Origin of the sequence: Bradyrhizobium sp. ISRA430 (genome assembly GCF_029909975.1) — a bacterium.
Lineage (GTDB): Bacteria > Pseudomonadota > Alphaproteobacteria > Rhizobiales > Xanthobacteraceae > Bradyrhizobium.
On record NZ_CP094516.1, the window covers coordinates 1,733,724 to 1,754,094 of the forward strand.

Annotated in this window: 18 protein-coding genes; 4 read left to right on the plus strand and 14 right to left on the minus strand. The window is 64.1% G+C overall.

The features are described 5' to 3' along the window. Window positions 1-26 precede the first annotated feature (26 nt). Together MTX21_RS08885 and glsA are read left to right on the plus strand one after the other, a co-directional pair. Complete coding sequence (locus MTX21_RS08885; RefSeq protein WP_280964425.1) at window positions 27-2,102, plus strand: TRAP transporter permease; 2,076 nt, start codon at window positions 27-29, stop codon at window positions 2,100-2,102. 22 nt (window positions 2,103-2,124) lie between these two features. Next, window positions 2,125-3,972 carry a glutaminase A gene (gene glsA / locus MTX21_RS08890; RefSeq protein ID WP_280964426.1) on the plus strand — a complete coding sequence of 616 codons (1,848 nt, stop codon included), beginning with the start codon at window positions 2,125-2,127 and terminating at the stop codon, window positions 3,970-3,972. Window positions 3,973-3,987: 15 nt separating this feature from the next. Here the strand turns inward: glsA and MTX21_RS08895 are convergent, their stop codons facing one another. The 14 genes from MTX21_RS08895 to ugpC form a co-directional block, all read right to left on the minus strand. Continuing rightward, window positions 3,988-4,290: a nucleoside triphosphate pyrophosphohydrolase family protein gene (locus tag MTX21_RS08895; protein WP_280971009.1), complete on the minus strand. Its 303-nt coding sequence runs from the start codon at window positions 4,288-4,290 to the stop codon at window positions 3,988-3,990. A 25-nt stretch (window positions 4,291-4,315) separates the two neighbouring features. Beyond that, a complete protein-coding gene (locus MTX21_RS08900; RefSeq protein WP_280964427.1) occupies window positions 4,316-4,843 on the minus strand; it encodes a carboxymuconolactone decarboxylase family protein in 528 nt (175 codons plus the stop codon). Window positions 4,844-5,338: 495 nt separating this feature from the next. Continuing rightward, window positions 5,339-5,704, minus strand: coding sequence for an OB-fold domain-containing protein (locus MTX21_RS08905; RefSeq protein WP_280964428.1), 366 nt, complete (start codon window positions 5,702-5,704; stop codon window positions 5,339-5,341). Further along, entirely contained in the window at window positions 5,701-6,837 is a 1,137-nt protein-coding gene (locus MTX21_RS08910; protein ID WP_280964429.1) for a thiolase family protein, read from the minus strand. The genes MTX21_RS08905 and MTX21_RS08910 overlap by 4 nt, the downstream gene beginning before the upstream one ends. A 176-nt stretch (window positions 6,838-7,013) precedes the next feature. Beyond that, a complete protein-coding gene (locus tag MTX21_RS08915; RefSeq protein WP_280964430.1) occupies window positions 7,014-8,213 on the minus strand; it encodes a CoA transferase in 1,200 nt (399 codons plus the stop codon). A gap of 124 nt (window positions 8,214-8,337) precedes the next feature. Further along, entirely contained in the window at window positions 8,338-8,538 is a 201-nt protein-coding gene (locus MTX21_RS08920; protein ID WP_280964431.1) for a hypothetical protein, read from the minus strand. A gap of 123 nt (window positions 8,539-8,661) precedes the next feature. Beyond that, window positions 8,662-9,831, minus strand: a complete 1,170-nt coding sequence (locus tag MTX21_RS08925) for an acetyl-CoA acetyltransferase (RefSeq protein ID WP_280964432.1) — start codon at window positions 9,829-9,831, stop codon at window positions 8,662-8,664. A 56-nt stretch (window positions 9,832-9,887) separates the two neighbouring features. Next, window positions 9,888-10,538, minus strand: coding sequence for a bifunctional 4-hydroxy-2-oxoglutarate aldolase/2-dehydro-3-deoxy-phosphogluconate aldolase (eda, locus tag MTX21_RS08930; protein WP_280964433.1), 651 nt, complete (start codon window positions 10,536-10,538; stop codon window positions 9,888-9,890). Between the two features lie 10 nt (window positions 10,539-10,548). Then, on the minus strand, window positions 10,549-11,523 hold the full coding sequence (locus MTX21_RS08935) for a sugar kinase (protein ID WP_280964434.1): 975 nt from the start codon (window positions 11,521-11,523) through the stop codon (window positions 10,549-10,551). A gap of 29 nt (window positions 11,524-11,552) precedes the next feature. After that, complete coding sequence (gene denD / locus MTX21_RS08940; protein ID WP_280964435.1) at window positions 11,553-12,539, minus strand: D-erythronate dehydrogenase; 987 nt, start codon at window positions 12,537-12,539, stop codon at window positions 11,553-11,555. 91 nt (window positions 12,540-12,630) lie between these two features. Beyond that, on the minus strand, window positions 12,631-13,557 hold the full coding sequence (locus MTX21_RS08945; RefSeq protein ID WP_280964436.1) for a carbohydrate ABC transporter permease: 927 nt from the start codon (window positions 13,555-13,557) through the stop codon (window positions 12,631-12,633). Then, window positions 13,550-14,503 carry a sugar ABC transporter permease gene (locus MTX21_RS08950; RefSeq protein WP_280964437.1) on the minus strand — a complete coding sequence of 318 codons (954 nt, stop codon included), beginning with the start codon at window positions 14,501-14,503 and terminating at the stop codon, window positions 13,550-13,552. Before MTX21_RS08950 ends, MTX21_RS08945 begins: the two co-directional genes overlap by 8 nt. Window positions 14,504-14,568: 65 nt before the next feature. Then, window positions 14,569-15,888, minus strand: coding sequence for an ABC transporter substrate-binding protein (locus tag MTX21_RS08955; RefSeq protein ID WP_280964438.1), 1,320 nt, complete (start codon window positions 15,886-15,888; stop codon window positions 14,569-14,571). Between the two features lie 48 nt (window positions 15,889-15,936). Continuing rightward, window positions 15,937-17,004 carry a sn-glycerol-3-phosphate ABC transporter ATP-binding protein UgpC gene (gene ugpC / locus MTX21_RS08960; RefSeq protein WP_280964439.1) on the minus strand — a complete coding sequence of 356 codons (1,068 nt, stop codon included), beginning with the start codon at window positions 17,002-17,004 and terminating at the stop codon, window positions 15,937-15,939. 203 nt (window positions 17,005-17,207) lie between these two features. Here ugpC and MTX21_RS08965 point away from each other — a divergent pair, with 203 nt between their 5' ends. Both MTX21_RS08965 and MTX21_RS08970 read left to right on the plus strand, forming a co-directional pair. Beyond that, window positions 17,208-18,284: a LacI family DNA-binding transcriptional regulator gene (locus MTX21_RS08965; protein ID WP_280964440.1), complete on the plus strand. Its 1,077-nt coding sequence runs from the start codon at window positions 17,208-17,210 to the stop codon at window positions 18,282-18,284. 148 nt (window positions 18,285-18,432) lie between these two features. Next, a complete protein-coding gene (locus MTX21_RS08970) occupies window positions 18,433-20,262 on the plus strand; it encodes an IlvD/Edd family dehydratase (protein WP_280964441.1) in 1,830 nt (609 codons plus the stop codon). Window positions 20,263-20,371: the final 109 nt, after the last annotated feature.

Genomic DNA, 20,371 nt, shown 5'->3' on the forward strand with positions numbered 1-20,371 from the left:
GCCAGCCACCACGCGCGGGGTCGATCATGTCGTCTGTTTCAGTTTCACCCGGCCCGCAGGAGCAAGCCAAGCGGGTCGTATTCGACGACCCTCACGGCGCTGCCGGCAACATGCAGGAAGCCGAGGTGACGCGCGTGCGTACGTTGCGCGGCGCCTGGCGCTGGACGCTGGTGGCTGCGACCGCGGCAACGATCCTGCTCTGCATCAACCAGCAATTCTCGCTGCGCTTCTTCGTCGGCTACACCCAACTCAACACGGAGTACTTCTATCTCCTGATCGCCTTGATGCTGCCCTTCACCTTCCTGATCTTTCCGGGCAGCGAGCGCGCGCCGCTCGACCGGATTCCCTGGTATGACCTTGCGTTCTTCGTCGTGACCTTCGCGGCGGCGCTGCTGCTGATGTCGAACGTGCGCAAGGCGGCTGAAGCCGGATGGGAATTCGGCGGCGCGCCCAACAGCGTGATCGTCGCGGGTCTCGTGATGTGGGCGATGCTGATGGAGGCGCTGCGCCGAACCGGCGGCTGGAGCCTGCTGCTGAGCGTGCTGCCCTTCACCGTCTATCCTCTGTTCGCCGAATCCGCGTGGCTCGGGCCGTTCCGCGGCACGCAATCGACGCTGGAACAGGCGACCGCCTATCACGTGCTCTCGGGCGAGAGCCTGCTCGGCATTCCGATCCAGGCGTTCGCCGACACCGTGATCGGCTTTCTCGTGTTCGGCACCGCGCTGATGATGACGGGAGCCGGCAAGTTCTTCATCAATCTCGCCTTCGCGCTGTGCGGCACCTTCCGCGGCGGCGCCGCGAAAGTCTGCATCTTCGCGAGCGGCCTGCTCGGCATGATGTCGGGCTCGATCATCTCCAACGTGCTCACCGCCGGCACCATGACCATTCCGGTGATGAAGAAGAGCGGTTTTCGCGCCTCCTATGCCGGTGCAATCGAGGCTTGCGCCTCGACCGGCGCGGTGCTGGCGCCGCCGGTGATGGGCGCGACCGCGTTCGTGATCGCACAGTTCCTCAACATCAGCTACGCCGAGGTCGCGGTCGCCGCGATCATTCCGGCCGCGCTCTACTATGTCGGCCTGTTCATGCAGGTCGACGCCTATGCCGCGCGCCACGGGCTGAAGGGCATTCCGCGCGCCGAGCTGCCGCGGGTAATGGATACGATCAGGGACGGCTGGTACTACGTTTTCGTCATCGCGCTGCTGATCGTGATGTTGCTGTACTTCAAGCGCGAGAGCCATGCGCCATTCTATGCCACCGCGCTGCTGCTCGTTCTCAACCAGATCTTCTCCAAGGACACACGCTGGACCGCGGCGACGATCGGCAAGTTCCTCGAGGTCAACGGGCGCACCTTCGTTGAGCTCGTCGGCATCCTCGCCGGCTGCGGCCTCCTGATCGGCGCGTTCTCGATGACCGGCGTGGTGTCGAGCCTTGCCAACGACCTGCTGCGGCTTGCCGGCGACAACGCGTTTCTGCTGCTTGCGATGTGCGCCTTCACCAGCCTGATCCTGGGGCTCGGGCTGACGACGACGGCCTGCTACATCTTCCTCGCCATTCTGGTCGCACCGGCTTTGGAAAAGCTCGGGCTCAACCGCATGGCCGTGCACATGTTCATCTTCTATTGGGGCATGCTGTCGTCGATCACGCCGCCGGTCGCGATCGCATCCTTCGCGGCCGCGGGCATTGCCGGCTCGCCGGCGATGAAGACGGGCTGGGAATCGATGTGGGTCGGCAGCATCATCTATTTCATCCCGTTCTTCTTCGTGCTCAATCCCGCGCTGGTGCTGCAGGGACCAAGCCCGTATCTGCCCGGCCTTGGCCTGATGGCGCTCGCCGCGTTTGGCACGCTATTCATCTGCGGCGGCATCCAGGGCTACCAGGCCTTCGTCGGCGACCTCCGCGGCGCGGGCGCGCTCGAGTGGCCCATCCGCGTGCTGCTGGTGATCGGCGGATTCGTCGTTGCCACGCCCGGCGGCGGGATCATGCCGCTGTCGCAGATGCAGATCACGCTGCTGGGGCTCGCGATCCTGGCGCCGACGAGTTTGCTCGCCCTTCTCCTGGTGCGACGGCAGAGCCCGGTGCCAGACGGGTTGCGCGTGCCCTGATTGCGTTGCACAAAGAGAGGCGATGAAACCGCTATCGCCTCCCGCTTCCGCCTGGACCCGCTCGAAACCGCCCTTGCTGCGGTTTCTGGACAATTGCCTCAGCGAATTCTCCGCCGAGAACTCGGGCGCGGTCGCCGACTACATTCCCGAGCTCGGCAAGGCCGATCCTGCCCATTTCGGGATCAGCCTCGCGACGCTCGACGGGCATGTCTACGAGGTCGGCGACAGCCGGGTGCCCTTCACCATCCAGTCGATGTCCAAACCATTCGTGTTCGCGCTCGCGCTGGACCTGCTCGGCGCGGCACAGGTTGAAAGCACGATCGGTGTCGAGCCCTCGGGCGATCCTTTCAACTCGATCCGGCTCAACGCCGAGAACCATCCGTTCAACCCGATGGTCAATGCCGGCGCGATTGCCTGTACCGGCCTGATCCACGAGAGCAAGGGCGTTGATGCGTTCGAGCAGATCCGCGTTGCGCTCGGCCGCTTCGCCGGGCGCGATCTCGACGTCGACGAAGCCGTCTACGCTTCCGAAAGCCAGACCGGCGACCGCAACCGCGCCATCGCCTATCTTTTGCGCACCAACGCCGTGATCAAGGACAATGTCGCGGCCGTGCTCGACGTCTATTTCCGGCAGTGTGCGGTGCTGGTGACCGCGCGCGATATTGCGGTCATGGCGGCAACGCTCGCCAACCGCGGCCTCAACCCGGTCACGGGCGAGCAGGTGATGACGCCCTATGCAATCGCACGGACGCTGTCGGTGATGACGTCCTCGGGCATGTACGACTATGCCGGTGAATGGATCTACCGGATCGGTATCCCCGCCAAGAGCGGCGTCGGCGGCGGCATTCTCGCAGCGCTTCCCGCCCGCCTCGGGCTCGGCAGCTATTCGCCACGGCTCGACAAGCACGGCAATAGCGTGCGCGGCATCAAGGTCTGCGAGGCGCTGTCCTCGCATTACGACCTGCACATGCTCAACCGCAGCGACGACGCCCGCAACGCGATCATTGCCGACTACGACATCGGCAAGAGCCCGTCGCGGCGCGTGCGACGTCCGCAGGAGCGCGAGATCCTGGCCGCCCGTGAGCACGAGGTGCGGGTGATCGAGCTGGTCGGCACGCTGTCGCTGTCCGCCGTCGACTACGTGTCGCGCCGGCTCGCCGGCGGCCCGCGGCCGCAATTCGTCATCTTCGATCTCCATCGTGTCACCTCGACCACGCGCGCCGGCGCGCGGCTGGTCGCGGAAGCCTTCGAGGAGCTGGCCGCGCTCAACGTCACGGTGATCCTGTCCGGGGTCAAGCGCGCCTCCAGGGAGTGGAATGCTTTGCGGGAATGGACCGCGGAGCTCAAGAACGTCCGCGACTTCTTCCTGCTCGACACCGCGATCGAATGGGCGGAAGACCAGATCGTCTATCGCTACGGCGGCTCGATCGACTTCCACGAGACCACCGAGCTTGCCGAACAGCCGCTGCTCACCGGTCTGAGCGCGGAGGAGCTGACCGATCTGGCTTCGCTCTGCACGATCCGGACCTATCAATCCGGCGCGAAGATCCTCACGACCGGTGATCCCGCCGATGCCCTGTTCTTCCTGCGCAGCGGCGCCGTCCACGTCACGCTGCCGGACGGGGTGCGGCTGGCGACGCTGACCGCGGGCATGGCGTTCGGCGAGATGGCGCTATTGGAGCCGACCCGCTCCGCCGATGTGTTCGCCGACATGGCCGCGACCGCGTTCGAGGTGCCGCTTAGGGATTTCGAACGCTTCCGCAAGCAGCACCCGCGCGCCGGCGAGCGCATCATGCGCAATTTGGCGCAGCTCCTCGCCGATCGCCTGATCGTGGCCAACGCCAAGGTGGACATCCTGACGTCGATGTGAGCGCCAGGTTGCGGCTCAGCGGCTCGCGGCCTCGCTCAGCCGCCGGTTGATCTTGGCTGCGCTTGCCTTGAGCACTTCGGATGGCCTCTGGCCAGTCGCCGCGCACAGGCAAGCCCAGTAGTAGATGACGTCGCCGAGCTCATCGACGAGACCCGCCTGGTCGAGCCAGCTATCACGCAACAGCTTCTTGATGTGTTCGGCGACCTCGCCGGCCTCGCCGGCGAGGCCAAGACCAAGATAGGACAACCGCTCGTTCGACGGATGCTCATCGACTTTCGCAACGCTCGCGGCCCAGGCCGCATATTCATCGATCGTCATCGGCATCCTTGCTGCTCCTTTCGGATCAGCCCACCACTTCCGTGACAGGCTGCAGATCGATCTCGAAGGTCTCGAGAAATTTCGAGGTCATGATGTAGAAGCCGACAGAGAGCTGCAGCTCGACCAGCGCCGCAGGCGTCAACCTGGCGGCGATCGCCTTGAACGTCGCGTCCGTCGGCTTGTTCAGCTTGACGATCTCGTCGGTGAAGGCGAGCGCGGCGCGCTGCGTCTCGTCAAAGCAATTCGCGGCCTGCCAATTTGCGAGCGCCACGTTCTGCTCGTCGGTGACGCCGACATTCCTGCCGATGCGCTTGTGCGCGACGATCTCATACGGCGCTTCGCACAGGATGCCGGTGCGCGTGATCGCGAGCTCGCGCACGATCGGATCAAGCTCGCCCTTGTGCCGAATGGCGCCGCCGAGCCGGCAATACTGCTCAAAATAGCTCGGCGAATGCGCCATCATGCGGAAGATGTTGGCGTGGCGGTTCTTGTCGAGAATCTCGCGGGTGCGGTCGGACGCCTTGGACGGATCGCTGTAGTCGATGCGGGCCATGATTTTCCTGAAGATTTTGCCCGAAGAGCTTCCCTAAGATTTTCCTCGGACTTTCGATGTTTTTGTCGTTGTCGGCGAAAGTTCCGGGAAACTCTATTCGCGCACCGACGCAGGAGCAACATTATCGAGTCAAATTGCCGCCGCATTGCTGATCGACCTTGGCACAGTCGATATTCGCCGCGTGGGGACAAATCGCGGCGAATAATCGAAGTGGGGTGTTCCGAGTAAAAAACAGGACCGTCGATTGCGCAGCGCGCGCAACGATGAATCACGCCCAAGTCTAGGGAGAAAAGGCATGAAGGAAGCCACCAGGAGGGCGGCCTCGGGAGCGTTCGCGCATATGCTGGCGGTAACGGCGATGCTCGTCATCGCCAGCATATTGTTCTACGGGCGCTAGTACTGCGTATCGTCATTCCGGGGTGGCTCTCGCACAAGCCAGACCCAGAAGCCCGTCCAGGTTCGGTCCTTTGGACCGCCCCCGAATGACGAATTCCACTAGGCCCTCTTGGTGAAGAACGGCACGAGCCTTCCCGCAAAGGACTTAAAGCTCGCATCGACCTCGTCGCCGATAGCAAGACCGGACTCGCCATGCGCCATCATGCGAAAACCCTCGGCGCAATCGACCAGCACGATGTTGTAGGGCACGTGCGCGCGCGTCTCGGGCGTGGCGGCACGGCACACCAGCGAGGTCGCATAGACCGTACCCTTGCCGCTCGCGCGCTGCTGGCGCGGTGCGGATGCTCCGCACGCCGCACAGAAGGCGCGATGGAAATACTGCACGGCCCCGCATGAGCCGCAGCGCTGATAGGTGATGGCCTGCTCGCCTCCGGTCCACTCGCCGATTCGCCCGTTGCCGCTCATCGCACCCGCTCCAGGAACATGCTGACATGGGAGGACAGCACGCCGCCGTCGCCGTGGAGGAGCGCAATGGAGGCATCGCGCACCTGGCGGCTCGCTGCCCTCCCCGTCATCTGCAGATGGGTCTCGACCAGATGCGCCATGGCGCCGCCGACGCCGCAATGGCCATAGCTGAGAAGGCCGCCATGGGTGTTGAGCGGCATCGCGCCATCGCGGCCGAAATGGCCGGCGCGCACCCGCGCGGCCGCCTCGCCGCGCTTCGCGAGGCCGAGGTCTTCAAGCAGCATCGCGAGCGTGATCGTAAAACTGTCGTAGACCGCGGCGTAGCGCACGTCCGAGATCGCAAGGCCTGTCGCCTCCCTGGCGCGCGCGATCGAGATCTCGGCGCCGAGCTCGCTCAGGGGCGGCGCCGCCGTGACATGCTGATGGGTGTGAGCCTGGGCGCAGCCGCGAATGCGCACGCCGGCCTCGCCCGTCCGCTCGCGGCTGACGACGAATGCCGCCCCGCCGTCGGACACCGGGCAGCAGTCGAGCAGCTTTAGCGGCATCGCGACCGGCTTCGAGGCCATGACGTCGGCGACCGTGATCGGGTCGCGGAACTGTGCGCCGGGATGTGTGCGGGCGTGCTCGCGCATCAGCACCGCGAATTCGGCGAGGTCCTCTTCGGTCACGCCATATTCGTGCATGTAGCGGGAGGCGACGAGACCATAGTAGGCGGGAATGGTCGGCCCCAGTGGCACCTCGTAGTCGGGATGGCCGACCTGCGCCAGCGCCTGGATCGAGGCATCGCGGCTTTGTCCGGTGAGACGGTTTTCTCCGGCCACCACGAGCACATGCCGCGCGACGCCGGCCTCGACGAGATGATGCGCAAGCATGGTCATCGCGAGCCCCGTCGCGCCGCCAACCTGGACGGCATGGGCGTAAGCCGGGCGAATGCCGAAATGCTCGGCGAACACGGTCGCCAGCATGATATGTGGCGAGACGGTCGAATAGCCGCAGAGGATACCGTCGATCTCCATGCGCTTCAGCCCGGCATCGTCGATCGCGAGCTGGGCTGCCTTGCTCATCAGGTCGAGCGAGGACGAGCCTTCGTGCGTGCCGAAAGACGTGAGGCCGACGCCGGTGATGAAGGTCATGGTATCATCTCTCCGTCGTCATTCCGGGGCACGACGAAGTCGCGAGCTTTGATGCGCAATTGCGCATCTGAGAATCATAACCACCATCGTGAGTGTGGATTCCGGGCTCGCGCCCAAGGGAGCGCGCCCCGGAATGACGGATGAGGACGGATGAGAGTGTCATCGCGTTTCCTCCTCTATTCCGGCGACGAGCGCGTGACACCATCGCGCACCAACGCCGCGATCTCGTCCGCCGCGTATCCGATCTCGCGCAAAATCTCTGCACCGTGCTCATTGAGCCGCGGTGCGAGCCGAACCGGTTCGGCCTCGGTCTCCGACCAGCTCGCAGTGACTTTCATGCTCCGGATCGGACCTTCAGTGGGATGATTCACGACCGGGAAGAAGCCGGTCGCCTCCAGATGCTCATCGTGCAGGATCGACGCGAGGTCGTGCATCGGCATCACCGGCACGTCGGCCCTGGTGAGCAGCTCGATCCATTCGGCGGTCGGGCGAGTCTCGAAGATGCGCGCCAGTTCGGCATAGACGAAGTCGATGTTGGCGGCGCGGCCGGCAAAAGTAGCAAACTTCGGATCAGCCCGCAGATCGTCGCGGCCGGTCGCCTTGAAGAAATTCTCCCACTGCTTGTCGTTGTAGACGATGACGCTGAGATAGCCGTCTGACGTCTTGTAGGGCCTGCGGTCGCGCGAGAGGTGACGGGCATAACCGCCCTTGTCGAGCGGCGGCTCATAAGTGAGCCCACCCATGTGGTCGCCCATGACGAACCCCGCCATGGTCTCGAACATGGGGATATCGACGCGCTGGCCGCGGCCGGTGCGGTCGCGATGCACGAGGCTGGCGCAGATCGCGCCGACCGCGGTTAGCCCGACGATGCGATCGACCAGCGCATTCGGCACGTAGCGCGGCACGCCGTCGCCGGTCTGCGCCATCAGGGCCGGTAGTGCGGTCGCGCCTTGGATCAGATCGTCATAGGCGGGCTTGGCCGCATAAGGCCCGTCCTGACCGAAGCCGAACACACCGGCATAGACGAGGCGCGGATTGATCTCGGAGACGACGTCATAACCGAGTTGCAGCCGCGCCATCGCCTGCGGGCGAACATTGTAGACGAGGACGTCGGCGCGCTCGAGCAGCCGCAGCACGGCCTTCCGGCCGGCGGGCTTCTTGAGGTCGAGGCAGATCGAGCGCTTGCTGCGATTGGTATTGAGGAAGACCGGCCCCATGCCGGCATGCCGCATCGGACCGATCAGACGGGTGACATCGCCCTCAAGCGATTCCACCTTGATGACGTCGGCGCCATAGTCGCCGAGCATCTGGGTCGCATAAGGCCCCATCAGCACGGTCGTCATGTCGATGACCTTGATGCCCTTCAGCGGCCCCATCGTTCACTCCCGATCCGCGCGGGCTCAGTCGCGGCCCGCGATTTCGGTCCAGCTAACGGCAGCGGCGCAGCTCAGGCAAGCGCGAGCCGCGTATGGCCGTATGCGCTACGCGGCGATACAGGCGCTATTTCTTCTGGCGGGATTCGCGGATCTTGAGCAGCCGTTCGAGCTCTTCGTTCTGCTGATTGATGCGATCGGCGATGCGCGCCTCGTTCTGCTCGCCCGAAGCGGCGGCAGCCTGCTCGATGAGCTGCCTGATATTGCTCTCGAGGATCGCAATTCGATCGTTGATTTCGTCGAGTGAGAGTGACGTGTCATTGCTCATGATGCGTATCCTGCAAAATCAATCAAGAGCAGTAGGGTGGGCAAAGCGAAGCGCGCCCACCATGACTTAGCGCAAGAAAAAGGTGGGCACAGCGCTTTGCGCCCTTGCCCACCCTACAAGATTCTACTTCAAAGGCTCCAGCACGGAAACGTAGTTGGCGACGGCGGCGCCGCCCATATTGAAGATGCCGCCGAGCTTGGCGTTCTTGAGCTGCATGCCCTCGGGCGCCTGGCCCGCAAGCTGCATCGCGGTCATCACATGCATCGAGACGCCGGTGGCGCCGATCGGATGGCCCTTGGCTTTCAGGCCGCCGGACGGATTGACCGGGAGCTTGCCGTCCTTGAGCGTCCAGCCTTCCTTGATGGCGCGGGCGCCCTGCCCCTTCGGCGTCAGGCCCATCGCTTCGTACTCGATCAACTCGGCGACCGTGAAGCAGTCATGGGTCTCGACGAAGGACAGGTCGGAGAGCGAGACGCCGGCCTTCTCCAGCGCGCGCTGCCAGGCAACGGTGCAGCCCTCGAACTGGAGGATGTCGCGCTTGCTCATCGGCAGGAAGTCCTGCGCATGTGCGGTGGCGCGGAAGCCGATCGACTTGCTCATGCCCTTGGCGGTCTCGGCATCCGCGAGTACCAGCGCCGCAGCACCATCGGAGACGAGCGAGCAGTCGGTACGCTTCAGGGGACCGGCGACGTACGGGTTCTTCTCGCTTTCGGAGCGGCAGAACTCGTAGCCGAAATCCTTGCGCATCTGGGCGAAGGGGTTGGCAACGCCGTTCTTGTGGTTCTTGGCCGCGATCAGCGCCAGCGCATCGGACTGGTCGCCATATTTCTGGAAATAGGCGCTGGCGATCTTGCCGAACACGCCTGCGAAGCCGCCGACAGTGTCGCCGTCCTCGGGCAGATAGGACGCCTTCAGGAGATTCTTGCCGATCTCCGGCCCCGGCGTGCGCGTCATCTGCTCGACGCCGACGACCAGCACGATCTTGGCAGCCCCTGCGGCAATCGCGCGCAGGCCCTGGTGCACGGCGGCGGAGCCGGTGGCGCAGGCGTTCTCGACACGGGTTGCCGGCTTGAAGCGGAGCTGCGGGTCGGCCTGGAGCACCAGCGAGGCGGTAAAATCCTGCGGCGAGAAGCCGGCATTGAAATGGCCGAGCACGATCTCGTCAACGTCGGAGGCGGCAATGCCGGCATCCGCCAACGCCTCATTGGCGACGCGGGTGACGAGGCTTTCGACAGTCTCGGTGTCGAACTTGCCGAACGGCGTATGCGCCCATCCGACGATGCTGGCGGTCATGGTCATTCTCCCTAGATCTTACCTGACCTAAGTCTTAGCCCATCGATCGCAAGACTTCACGCGGCTTTCAGGGCCTTGAGCGTGCGCTGGCAGATGGCAGTTATGCCGGCCCAGTTCCCGGCCCTGATCTCCGCCGTCGGGCACAGCCAGGAGCCGCCGACCGCGACCACGTTGGGCTCGGCAAGCCAGGCCGCCGCATTGGCCTCGCCGACGCCGCCGGTCGGGCAGAACCGCACATTCGGGAACGGCCCGCCGAGCGCCCGCAGCCCCTTGATGCCGCCGGCCTGCTCGGCCGGGAAGAATTTTACGATGTCGAAACCCTGCGCCAGGGCCATCATCAGCTCGGATGCAGTCGCAATGCCCGGCGCGAAGGGCAAGGCGCTGTCGGTCGCGGCCTCCAGCAGATCGGGGGTCAACCCCGGGCTGATGCCGAACTTGACGCCGAGCTTCTCGACACGGGCAAAGTCCGCTGGATTGAGAATCGTGCCGATGCCGACGATCGCCTCGGGCACTTCGGCCATCATCGCCCTCGCCGCCTCGATCGCAACGGCGGTGCGCAGGGTCACCTCCAGCGTGCGGACGCCGCCGGCGACCAGCGCACGTGCCAGCGGCACGGCATCCTGGATACGCTCGATGGTAAGGACGGGAATGACGGTCGCGGCCTTGAACAGCGCGGCGAGTTGGTTCTGTTGGGCAGTCGTGGTCATGACTTTCGCTTCACTTGGTCGCTTGGCGTGAGGTTGCCGGCCGGTGCCGTTTCTTCGGCGGCATGGCATAGCCCGGAATAATGGCGCCGGGATAGCAGATCACAAGGCTCGCGAGGCGATGTCCGGCCTGGGCGGCCTCGACCGGATCGGAACCGCCGAGCCGGGCCGCGATATAGGCCGCGGCAAAGCTGTCGCCGGCCGCGGTGGTGTCGACCACCGGCTTGGTCATCGGCTCGGCGCGGACCTCGCGGGTCCCGCCGGGAAAGCGCAGGAGGCTGACGGGCTCGGCGAGCCGGAACACCAGCTCGGGGCTGGGAATGCGTGCCATCAGTTCGGCATGGCCTTCGCCGGGATGGAGCGCGAGCAGGTCCTCGGTCGAGGTCAGCACGATGTCGGCGGTCGCGAAGGCCGCGGCGAAGACTTCGCGGGCGACGTCGCGGTCGGGCCAGCCGCGCGCGCGAAAATTGGTGTCGAACACGAAGCGGGTGCCGAGCAGCCGCGCACGCTTGATCGCCGCGAACAGGCGCTCGCGCCCCGCCGCGTCGTAGATCGAGAGCGTGATCGCCGAAAGATAGATGAAGTCGTAGCTCATCAGCGAGTTCAGGATCTCGTCCGTCTCCGGCAGATCCATCAGCCGGCGTGCCGCCGCACTGTCGCGCCAGTGGAAGAACTGCCGCTCGCCCTTGCCGTCAGTCTGGATCATGTAGAGACCGGGCAGCTTGCCCGGCAGGCGCACGACGCGCCTTGTGCCGACGCCCTCCGCCGCCCAGGCCGCGACCATCTCATCGCTCAAGGCGTCATCGCCGAGCGCGGTGAAATAGTCGACCTTGACGTCGAGCCGCGCGAGATAAACCGCCGTGTTGAGGGTGTCGCCGCCGAAACCGCGCGAGTAGAGGCCGCCGCCCTGCCCCTGCCCAGTGGAATGTCCCCCCTGGGCCTGCCTGAGCTCGACCATGCACTCGCCGACGCAAGCAACGCTCGCCATCTCTCGACCCACACTGTTCACCGGTTACGTCAGGCGACGAAATTGCCGCCCAGCTCATCTTCGATGTGAATGCGGATAATATCGTCGAAGGTTTTCTCGGCCGTGGTGAAGCCTAGCTCGCGCGAGCGCTTTGCATCGAAATTGCGCGGCCAGCCGCCCACGATGCCGACGATGAAGGGATCGGGCTCGCGCTTGATGCGCGCAGCAACCTTTTCGCCCGCGACCCGCTTCAAGGCCGCGATCTGCTCGCCGACGGTTGCGGACAGGCCGGGCATGGTCAGATTGCGGCGCGGCCCAACCGTCGCGAGATCCATGGTGCCGGCGTGCAGCAGGAAGCCGACGGCAGAGCGCGGCGTGGCGTGCCAGTGGCGAACATCCTCCGAGACCGGAAGCACCGCTTCCTTGCCTGCGAGCGGCTCGCGCAGGATGCTGGAGAAGAAGCCGGAGGCCGCCTTGTTGGGCAGGCCGGGCCGGATGCAGATGGTCGGCAGGCGGATGCCGATGCCGTCGAGGAAGCCGCGGCGGGAATAATCGGCGAGCAGCAATTCGCCGATCGCCTTCTGCGTGCCGTAGCTCAACAGCGGCGTATGGAAGAACTCGTCGCCGATCGCATCCGGGAACGGCGCGCCGAACACCGCGATCGACGAGGTGAAGACCACGCGCGGCTTGTAACCACCGCCCATAAGCCGGATGGCGTCGAGCAGCATCCGCGTGCCGTCGAGATTGATGCGGTAGCCCTTGTCGAAATCGAGCTCGGCTTCGCCGGAGACGATGGCGGCCAGGTGGAAGATCACGTCGGGGCGGCCGGCGATCAGCTTCTCGGCCGCACCCGCCACGGCGAAGTCGCCCGACACGGTCTCGACGGGAAAGCCGGCCCTCTCCGGCTTTTTGGGCTCGACCACGTCGTGCATGGTCAGCCTGGTGATATCGCTCTTGCCGAGGCGGCCGTCGCGGAGCAGCCGTTCACAGAGTTTGCGGCCGACCATGCCGGCGGCGCCCAGAACCAGAATGTGCAAGAGCCTACTCCTTCTTATTGGTTAGCACGCGCCGCTCTTGGTACGTTCTCTTGATACGTCCCTTGGCGCGTTCTCGTGGCAGGCCCGCTGGTCACTCCTTCACGGCGCCGGTCATCGCCGACACATAATGCTCCACGAAGAAGGCGTAAAGGATGACGAGCGGCAGCGAGCCGGCCAGGGCTCCCGCCATCAGCGAGCCCCAGCGATAGATGTCACCGTCCACGAACTCGTTGACGATCGCGACCGGCACGGTCTTGTTGCTGGTCGATTGCAGGAAGGTCAGCGCGTAGATGAACTCGTTCCAGCACAGCGTGAAGCAGAAGATGAAGGCCGAGATCAGCCCGGGCACCGCGAGCGGCAGCACGATCTTGATCAGGATCTGCCAGCGGCTCGCCCCGTCGATCAGCGCGCACTCCTCGAGCTCAAAGGGGATGGTCTTGAAATAGCCCATCAACAGCCAGGTCGAGAACGGGATCAGGATCGTCGGATAGGTCAGGATCAGCGCCAGGGGCGAGTCGAACAGCCCATACTGGAACACGACGGTGGCGAGCGGAATGAACAGGATCGACGGCGGTACAAGATATGCGAGGAAGATCAGTCCCCCGACGAGATTGGCGCCCTTGTAGCGCAACCGCACGATGGCGTAGGCGGCCAGCACGCTCGCAAAAATCGAAAGCACCGTGGCGCAGACGGCCACGTACATCGTATTCCAGAGCCAGTGCGGGTAGTAGCTCTCGAACAGCAGCTTGTGGAAGTGCTTGAAGGTCGGATTCCAGGTCCAAAACGGGCTGTAGGTTTCCATATCGAGGAGCTGCTCGTCGGGCTTCACCGACGTCAGCGCCATCCAGTAGAACGGAAACAGCAGGATGACGACGATGATCGTGAGCGGCAGATAGAGCGTCACGATCCGGCGCGGCACCGACTGCAGATAGCTCATACCCTCGCTGTGATCGGCCGTAGGCGCCGAACCCGACAGCACATTCTTGAGATCGATGGATCTGGTGGGCAGGTCAGTCATTGCTCTCTCCCTGCTGCCACTTGCGGCGCTGCAAGCCGAACCATGAGATCATGATGGCCGCGAGCAAGAAGGGAATCATCGCGCTGGAGATCGCGGCACCCTCCCCGAGCTGCCCCGCGATGATCGCGCGCTGGTAGGACAAGGTTGCCATCAGATGCGTCGCATTGACCGGGCCGCCACGTGTCATCGCCCAGATGAGCTGGAAATCGGTGAAGGTGAACAGCACCGAGAAGGTCATGACGACGGCGATAATCGGGGTGAGAAGCGGATAGGTGATGTAGCGGAATCTCTGCCAGCTCGAGGCGCCGTCGAGGGTTGCGGCTTCGTAGAGCGACGGGGACACAGTCTGTAGTCCTGCGAGCAACGTGATGGCGACGAAAGGCACGCCGCGCCAGATATTGGCGAAGATCACGCAAATCCTGGCCCAGGTGGTGTCACCCAGGAAGTTGATGTTCTGACTGATCAGTCCGAGATGCTTCAGCGACCAGGAAATGATCGAGAATTGCGAATCGAAGATCCACCAGAATGCCAGCGCCGACAGCACGGTCGGCACGATGAAGGGGATCAGGACCATCGCGCGCAACATCGCCTTGAACGGCATGTTCTCGTTCAAGAGCAGCGCGAGATAGAGCCCGATGCCAAATTTGAACGCGCTGGCGAGAAAGGTGTAGAGCAGCGTGTTGAACACCGAAAGCCAGAAGATCGCGTCGTCCCACAACCACTCGTAGTTCTCGGTTGCAATGTATTGGCCGACGCGCCCGATGCGGGTGTCGGTGAACGACAGCCAGATCCCGAGCCCCAGCGGGTAGGCCAGGAAGAAGATCAGGAACGCCATCGCCGGCAGCATGAACCAGAAGCCGAGCCAGTTACGATTGTGCTTGAGCTGTTCCCAGGCGCTGGCCTCGCTCATCTGAGGCTTGGCCCGGGGAACGACGACATCAGCCATGCCCGATATCCCTGATCGAAGTGTTGACGGGCGGGCGGCCAAGACGGCCGCCCGCCCCGTGACCGTTAGCGATAGATGCGCTTCAACTGGCGCTCGGCTTCCGCCATCGCGCCCTTCGCATCCTTGGAGCCGGTGCAATAGTTGGCGAACATGTCGACGACGATGAAGTCGGCGATCGCGGTTGCCGCCTTTTCGCCGACCGTGCCGATGCCGGACGCCGGCAGGGTGCGCTTGGAGGCCTGCGAGAACACGGTGTTCTTGGGATCCGCAGTCCAGATCGGCGCCGACTCATAGGCGTTCAAGGTCTGCGTCAGATAGCCTTGGGCGCCGTCCAGCCACTTCTCGTAGTTTTCCTTCTCCAGCATGAAGGCGATGAAGGCCTTCGCCGCGTTCGGATATTTGGTGAAGTTGAAGGCGAGGATCGGCAGCGCAAGCTGCAACTCGGTCGGCTTGCCGATCGGCCCGACCGGCCAGAGCGCATGATAGGTGTCCGCGGCAAGCTCCTTCTTGGTCGCATCGGTCTTGGCGGCCACGTAGATCGAGATGCCGTTCGACGTGCAATAGAGCTCTCCGGCGAGGAACGCCTTATTGTTGGAGGAATCGTTCCAGGACGGCGTGCCCGGAATGAAGCTCTCGTACAGCGCCTTGCAATACTCCAGTGCCTTCGCCGTCTCCGGCGAATTGATGACGATCTTGTCGTTCTGGTCGACCGTGTACGCGCCGTGCCCCCAGAGCACCCAGTGCAGCCACGAATTCGCGTCGCCCGACGCATGCCCGAGAGCGAAGCCGGCCGGCGTGTTGTTGGCCTTGAGCGCCTTGCACATCTCGAGGAAGCCCGGGAAGTCCGTCGGGAACTCCTTGAAGCCCGCCTTGTCAGTCGCCGACTTCCGGTAGGTCATGTAACCGCCGTTGGTCGCGACGGGAATGCCGAGCCAGTCGTTGCCGAGCTTGCAGGTCTTGGCGGCCGCATCCGTCCAGCCGCCATATTTCTTGCCGAGATAATCGGCGACGTCGTTCATCTTCAGCACTTTGGTGGGGAAGAGCTGCGGCAGCGTGTGCAAGCCCCAGGCGAGATCGAGCCCGGAGCCGGTATTGGCCGCAACCGAGGCCTTCGGCTGCACGTCCTCGAAGGATTCGCTGAACACGTTCATTTCGGTGCCGGTCGCAGCCTTGAACGCCGCGACCATTGCGTTGAACGCATCATCCTCCTGCGGCACGAACCGCTTCCACCGCATCACGGTCAGCTTGGCGCCCGGCTCCGCCTTCCAAGGCGCGCTCTGCGCCCAGGCCTTGGCGAATTCGAACAGTGCCGGCCCGGTCAGCATGCCGGTGGCAGCCAAAGCCGTTCCCCCTTGAAGCAGAGCCCGGCGGGTAAAGTCTTGCATGTCGTCCTCCCTGTGATGCTTTTTATTGTCTTGCGTAATTGTGTTGCGCTACGCGTTCAGCCGTTTTCCTGTCGCCTCGTCGAACAAGTGGACCAGGCCCGGATCCGGCTTCAACCGGACCTTGTCGCCCGGGTTGAACAGGTGACGTTCACGGAACACCGCGACGACCTGCTCGCCGCCAACCTTGGCGAACACCTGCGTTTCGGAGCCGGTCGGCTCGACCACGATGATCTCGGCCTCCGCGCCGTCGTCGGCGATCGTGAAGTGCTCGGGCCGGACGCCATAGACCGCGGGGCGGCCGTCGGACGCCGTCGGCGCGGTCTTGAGCGGCAGCTTGACACCGTTCGGTCCCTCGAAGGTCGCAACGCCGTTCGAGCGCACATGACCTTTGAGGAAGTTCATCGCCGGGGAGCCGATGAAGCCCGCGACGAACTGGTTGTCCGGCTTGTCGTAGAGCTCGAGCGGCGTGCCCATCTGCTCGACGATGCCGTCATGCATGACGACGATCTTGTCGGCCATGGTCATGGCCTCGATCTGGTCGTGGGTGACGTAGACGGTGGTCGTCTTGAGCCGCTGGTGCAGCTCCTTGATCTCGGTGCGCATGGCGACGCGCAGCTTGGCATCGAGGTTCGACAGCGGCTCGTCGAACAGGAACACCTGCGGGTCGCGGACGATGGCGCGGCCCATGGCGACGCGCTGGCGCTGGCCGCCAGAGAGCTGCCGTGGATAGCGCTCGAGCAGCGGCGACAAAGCGAGAATCTCGGCGGCGCGCTTGACGCGCTTGTTGATCTCGTCGGAGCTCGCACCGCGCAGCTTCAGCGAGAAGCCCATATTGTCCGCAACCGTCATGTGCGGATAGAGCGCGTAGTTCTGGAACACCATCGCAATGTCCCGCTCCTTGGGCTGGACATTGTTGACGACGCGATCGCCGATCGAGATCGTGCCCGAGGTGATGTTCTCGAGACCGGCGAGCATGCGCAGAAGCGTCGACTTGCCGCAGCCGGAGGGGCCAACCAGGACGACGAACTGACCGTCCTCGATCGGAATCGTCACGCCGTGCAGGACTTCAAAATTGCCGAACGATTTCCGCACGTCGCGGATTTGCACAGATGACATCTAGCTCCCTCCTCACGAGTCCACGACGCCTCTTGCGCCGCGACCGTCTTGTTCTTTCAGACTTCACCAACCGAAGCCCGAACTTAACGGGCGACATTGTCAGCAGTTTGTGCGGTTTTGGCAATTTCGTCTTTGGTTAGTCTTTGCTGGTAGCGCTGTCAACGTTCCTTTGTTTGCGGGAGTGCCTGTGCTAAGAGCAACAAATGGGTCGAAAACGCACCAAGTCAGGCAAAATCCGGTTGGCGGAAGTCGCCGAGCTTGCCGGCGTCAGCCCGATCACGGCGTCCCGCTTTTTCCGCAACCCCGAGGCGCTGTCGGTTGCCAAGCGGGCCCGGGTCGAAAGCGCCGCCAAGGAGCTCGGCTATGTGCCGAACCTCGCTGCCCGCGCGCTGGCCTCGCAGCGTACCGAAGTGATCGGTGTGCTGATCCCCTCGCTCACCAATAACGTGTTCTCTGACGTGCTGCGCGGCATCTATGATGCCTCCGAAGGCAGCCGCTATTCGATCCAGCTCTCCAACACCCGCTACAGCATCCTCCAGGAGGAAAGGTTGTTGCGGCTTTTTCTCGCACAGAAGCCGGCCGGACTGATCGTGACCGGGATCGACCAGACCGCGGAATCGCGGGCGATGCTGGAGGCGGCCGACTGCCCGATCGTTCAGATCATGGAGATCGGGCCCAGTCCCGTCGACATGATGATCGGCTTTTCGCACTACGATGCGGCGCGCGCAGCGGTTGCGCACCTGTTCGCGCAGGGTTGCCGCCGGATTGGCTTCGTCGGCGCGCGAATGGACCCGCGGGTGCAACGGCGGCTGGACGGCTATGTCTCGGCCATGAAGGAGACTGCGCTGTTCGAGCAGCGTCTCGTCGTCACGACCGCCACACCGACCTCGGTGACGCTCGGCGGAGCCCTGTTTGCCGACCTCCTCGGGCGAGAGCCTGATATTGATGCGGTGTTCTGTGCCAACGACGACCTTGCGCTCGGCGTACTCTTCGAGTGCCGGCGGCGGGAGATCGTTGTGCCCGAGCAGATCGCGATTGTCGGCTTCAACGATCTCGAATTCATGGCAAGTGCGGTCCCCACCCTGACCAGCGTGCGCACCAACCGCTACGAGATGGGTCGCGCCGCCGCCACGATGCTGATCGACGCGATCGAAGGACGACGTCCGGAGGAGCCGGTGCTGGATCTCGGCTTCAAGGTCGTCGAACGGCAGAGCTCGCTCGCACAGCGCGCAGAGAGCCAGCCGATAGTATCCGAATTGGTGGTGGATCGAACAAAATGATAGCGTTACCAAGCACCCATGACTAGTATCGCACTTGTGAGGAAACGACCCGCCAGCGGGGCAACGATCGATCGTTCGCGCCGTTGGGCATCGCACAAGCCGACACCGTAAGACCGACGCCAGTGCGTTTGCATTGCAGGAGAGACCAATGACAAAAAAACCAACCAACGGGCACGTGCCCGCCAGCAACGGCAGTCGCCGGCACCTTCGCTCCCAGGAATGGTTCAACAACCCGCATAATCCGGGCATGACCGCGCTCTATATGGAGCGCTACCTCAATTACGGACTCACCCGCGCCGAGCTGCAGTCCGGCAAGCCGATCATCGGCATCGCCCAGACCGGCAACGACCTCTCCCCCTGCAACCGCCACCATATCGAGCTCGCCCATCGCGTCCGCGAAGGCATCCGTGAGGCCGGCGGTATCGCCATGGAATTCCCGACCCATCCGATCCAGGAGACCGGCAAGCGCCCCACCGCGGCGCTCGATCGCAACCTCGCCTATCTCGGCCTGGTCGAAATCCTGTACGGCTACCCGCTCGACGGCGTGGTGCTCACCACCGGCTGCGACAAGACCACGCCGGCCTGCATGATGGCTGCCGCTACCGTGAACCTGCCCGCGATCGTGCTGTCGGGCGGCCCGATGCTCAACGGCTGGCATGACGGCGAGCGCACCGGCTCCGGCACCATCGTCTGGAAGTCGCGCGAGCGGCTTGCCGCCGGCGAGATCGACTATGAGGAGTTCATGGAGATCGTGGCCTCCTCGGCGCCCTCGGTCGGCCACTGCAACACCATGGGCACCGCTTCGACCATGAACTCGCTGGCCGAAGCGCTCGGCTTCTCGCTGCCGGGCTGCGCGGCGATCCCGGCGCCCTATCGCGAGCGCGGCCAGATCGCCTACGAGACGGGCAAGCGCATCGTCGAGATGGTCTGGGAGGATCTGAAGCCCTCGGACATCCTGACCCGCAAGGCGTTCGAGAACTGCATCGTGATCAATTCGGCGATCGGCGGCTCGACCAACGCGCCGATCCACATCAACGCCCTCGCCCGCCACATCGGCGTGGAGCTGTCGATCGACGACTGGCAGAAGTTCGGTCACGACGTGCCGCTGCTCGTCAACATGCAGCCGGCCGGCTTCTATCTCGGCGAGGAATTTCACCGCGCCGGCGGCGTGCCCGCCGTGGTGCGCGAATTGATGCAGCACAAGCGCATCCACGAGGACGCGATCACGGTCAACGGCCGCGGCATCGGCGAAAACTGCGCCAATGCGCCGAAGCCCGACAACGACGTGATCTGGAATTACGACAAGCCGCTGGTGAAGGACGCGGGCTTCCTGGTGCTGAAGGGCAACCTCTTCGATTCAGCCATCATGAAGACCAGCGTGATCTCCAAGGAGTTTCGCGACCGCTATCTCAGCAACCCGAAGGACCTCAACGCCTTCGAGGGCCGCGCCATCGTGTTCGAGGGGCCGGAGGACTATCACGAGCGGATCGACGATCCCTCCCTCGACATCGACGAGCGCTGCGTGCTGTTCATCCGCGGTACCGGTCCGATCGGTTACCCCGGCGGCGCCGAGGTCGTGAACATGCAGCCGCCGGCGGCACTGATCAAACGCGGCATCCTGTCCCTGCCCTGCATCGGCGACGGCCGGCAATCCGGCACGTCCGGTTCGCCGTCGATCCTCAATGCCTCGCCGGAGGCCGCCGCCAATGGCGGGCTCGCGATCCTCAAGACCGGCGACAAGGTGCGCATCGATCTCAACAAGGGCAGCGCCAACATCCTGATCTCCGATGACGAGCTGAAGAAGCGCCACGCCGAGCTGAAGGCGAATGGCGGCTTCAAGCATCCGCCGAACCAGACGCCGTGGCAGGAGATCTATCGCAACACCGTCGGCCAGCAGTCGACCGGCGCCTGCATGGAGCTCGCCACGCGCTATCAGAACGTCGCCGGCGCGTTCGGCGTTGCGCGGGATAATCACTAGTCACTCGTCATTGCGAGGAGCGACGCGACGGAGCAATCCAGACTGTCTCCGCGATGAGATTCTGGATTGCTTCGCTTCGCTCGCAATGACGACGCAGCAAAGCAATTCA

What these genes read in the sequence shown, in the direction of transcription:
- MTX21_RS08885 (WP_280964425.1), top strand. Translation starts at nt 27, where the DNA reads ATGTCGTCTGTTTCAGTTTCACCCGGCCCGCAGGAGCAAGCCAAGCGG.
- glsA (WP_280964426.1), top strand. Translation starts at nt 2,125, where the DNA reads ATGAAACCGCTATCGCCTCCCGCTTCCGCCTGGACCCGCTCGAAACCG.
- MTX21_RS08895 (WP_280971009.1), bottom strand. Translation starts at nt 4,290, where the DNA reads ATGACGATCGATGAATATGCGGCCTGGGCCGCGAGCGTTGCGAAAGTC.
- MTX21_RS08900 (WP_280964427.1), bottom strand. Translation starts at nt 4,843, where the DNA reads ATGGCCCGCATCGACTACAGCGATCCGTCCAAGGCGTCCGACCGCACC.
- MTX21_RS08905 (WP_280964428.1), bottom strand. Translation starts at nt 5,704, where the DNA reads ATGAGCGGCAACGGGCGAATCGGCGAGTGGACCGGAGGCGAGCAGGCC.
- MTX21_RS08910 (WP_280964429.1), bottom strand. Translation starts at nt 6,837, where the DNA reads ATGACCTTCATCACCGGCGTCGGCCTCACGTCTTTCGGCACGCACGAA.
- MTX21_RS08915 (WP_280964430.1), bottom strand. Translation starts at nt 8,213, where the DNA reads ATGGGGCCGCTGAAGGGCATCAAGGTCATCGACATGACGACCGTGCTG.
- MTX21_RS08920 (WP_280964431.1), bottom strand. Translation starts at nt 8,538, where the DNA reads ATGAGCAATGACACGTCACTCTCACTCGACGAAATCAACGATCGAATT.
- MTX21_RS08925 (WP_280964432.1), bottom strand. Translation starts at nt 9,831, where the DNA reads ATGACCGCCAGCATCGTCGGATGGGCGCATACGCCGTTCGGCAAGTTC.
- eda (WP_280964433.1), bottom strand. Translation starts at nt 10,538, where the DNA reads ATGACCACGACTGCCCAACAGAACCAACTCGCCGCGCTGTTCAAGGCC.
- MTX21_RS08935 (WP_280964434.1), bottom strand. Translation starts at nt 11,523, where the DNA reads ATGGCGAGCGTTGCTTGCGTCGGCGAGTGCATGGTCGAGCTCAGGCAG.
- MTX21_RS08945 (WP_280964436.1), bottom strand. Translation starts at nt 13,557, where the DNA reads ATGACTGACCTGCCCACCAGATCCATCGATCTCAAGAATGTGCTGTCG.
- MTX21_RS08950 (WP_280964437.1), bottom strand. Translation starts at nt 14,503, where the DNA reads ATGGCTGATGTCGTCGTTCCCCGGGCCAAGCCTCAGATGAGCGAGGCC.
- MTX21_RS08955 (WP_280964438.1), bottom strand. Translation starts at nt 15,888, where the DNA reads ATGCAAGACTTTACCCGCCGGGCTCTGCTTCAAGGGGGAACGGCTTTG.
- ugpC (WP_280964439.1), bottom strand. Translation starts at nt 17,004, where the DNA reads ATGTCATCTGTGCAAATCCGCGACGTGCGGAAATCGTTCGGCAATTTT.
- MTX21_RS08965 (WP_280964440.1), top strand. Translation starts at nt 17,208, where the DNA reads ATGGGTCGAAAACGCACCAAGTCAGGCAAAATCCGGTTGGCGGAAGTC.
- MTX21_RS08970 (WP_280964441.1), top strand. Translation starts at nt 18,433, where the DNA reads ATGACAAAAAAACCAACCAACGGGCACGTGCCCGCCAGCAACGGCAGT.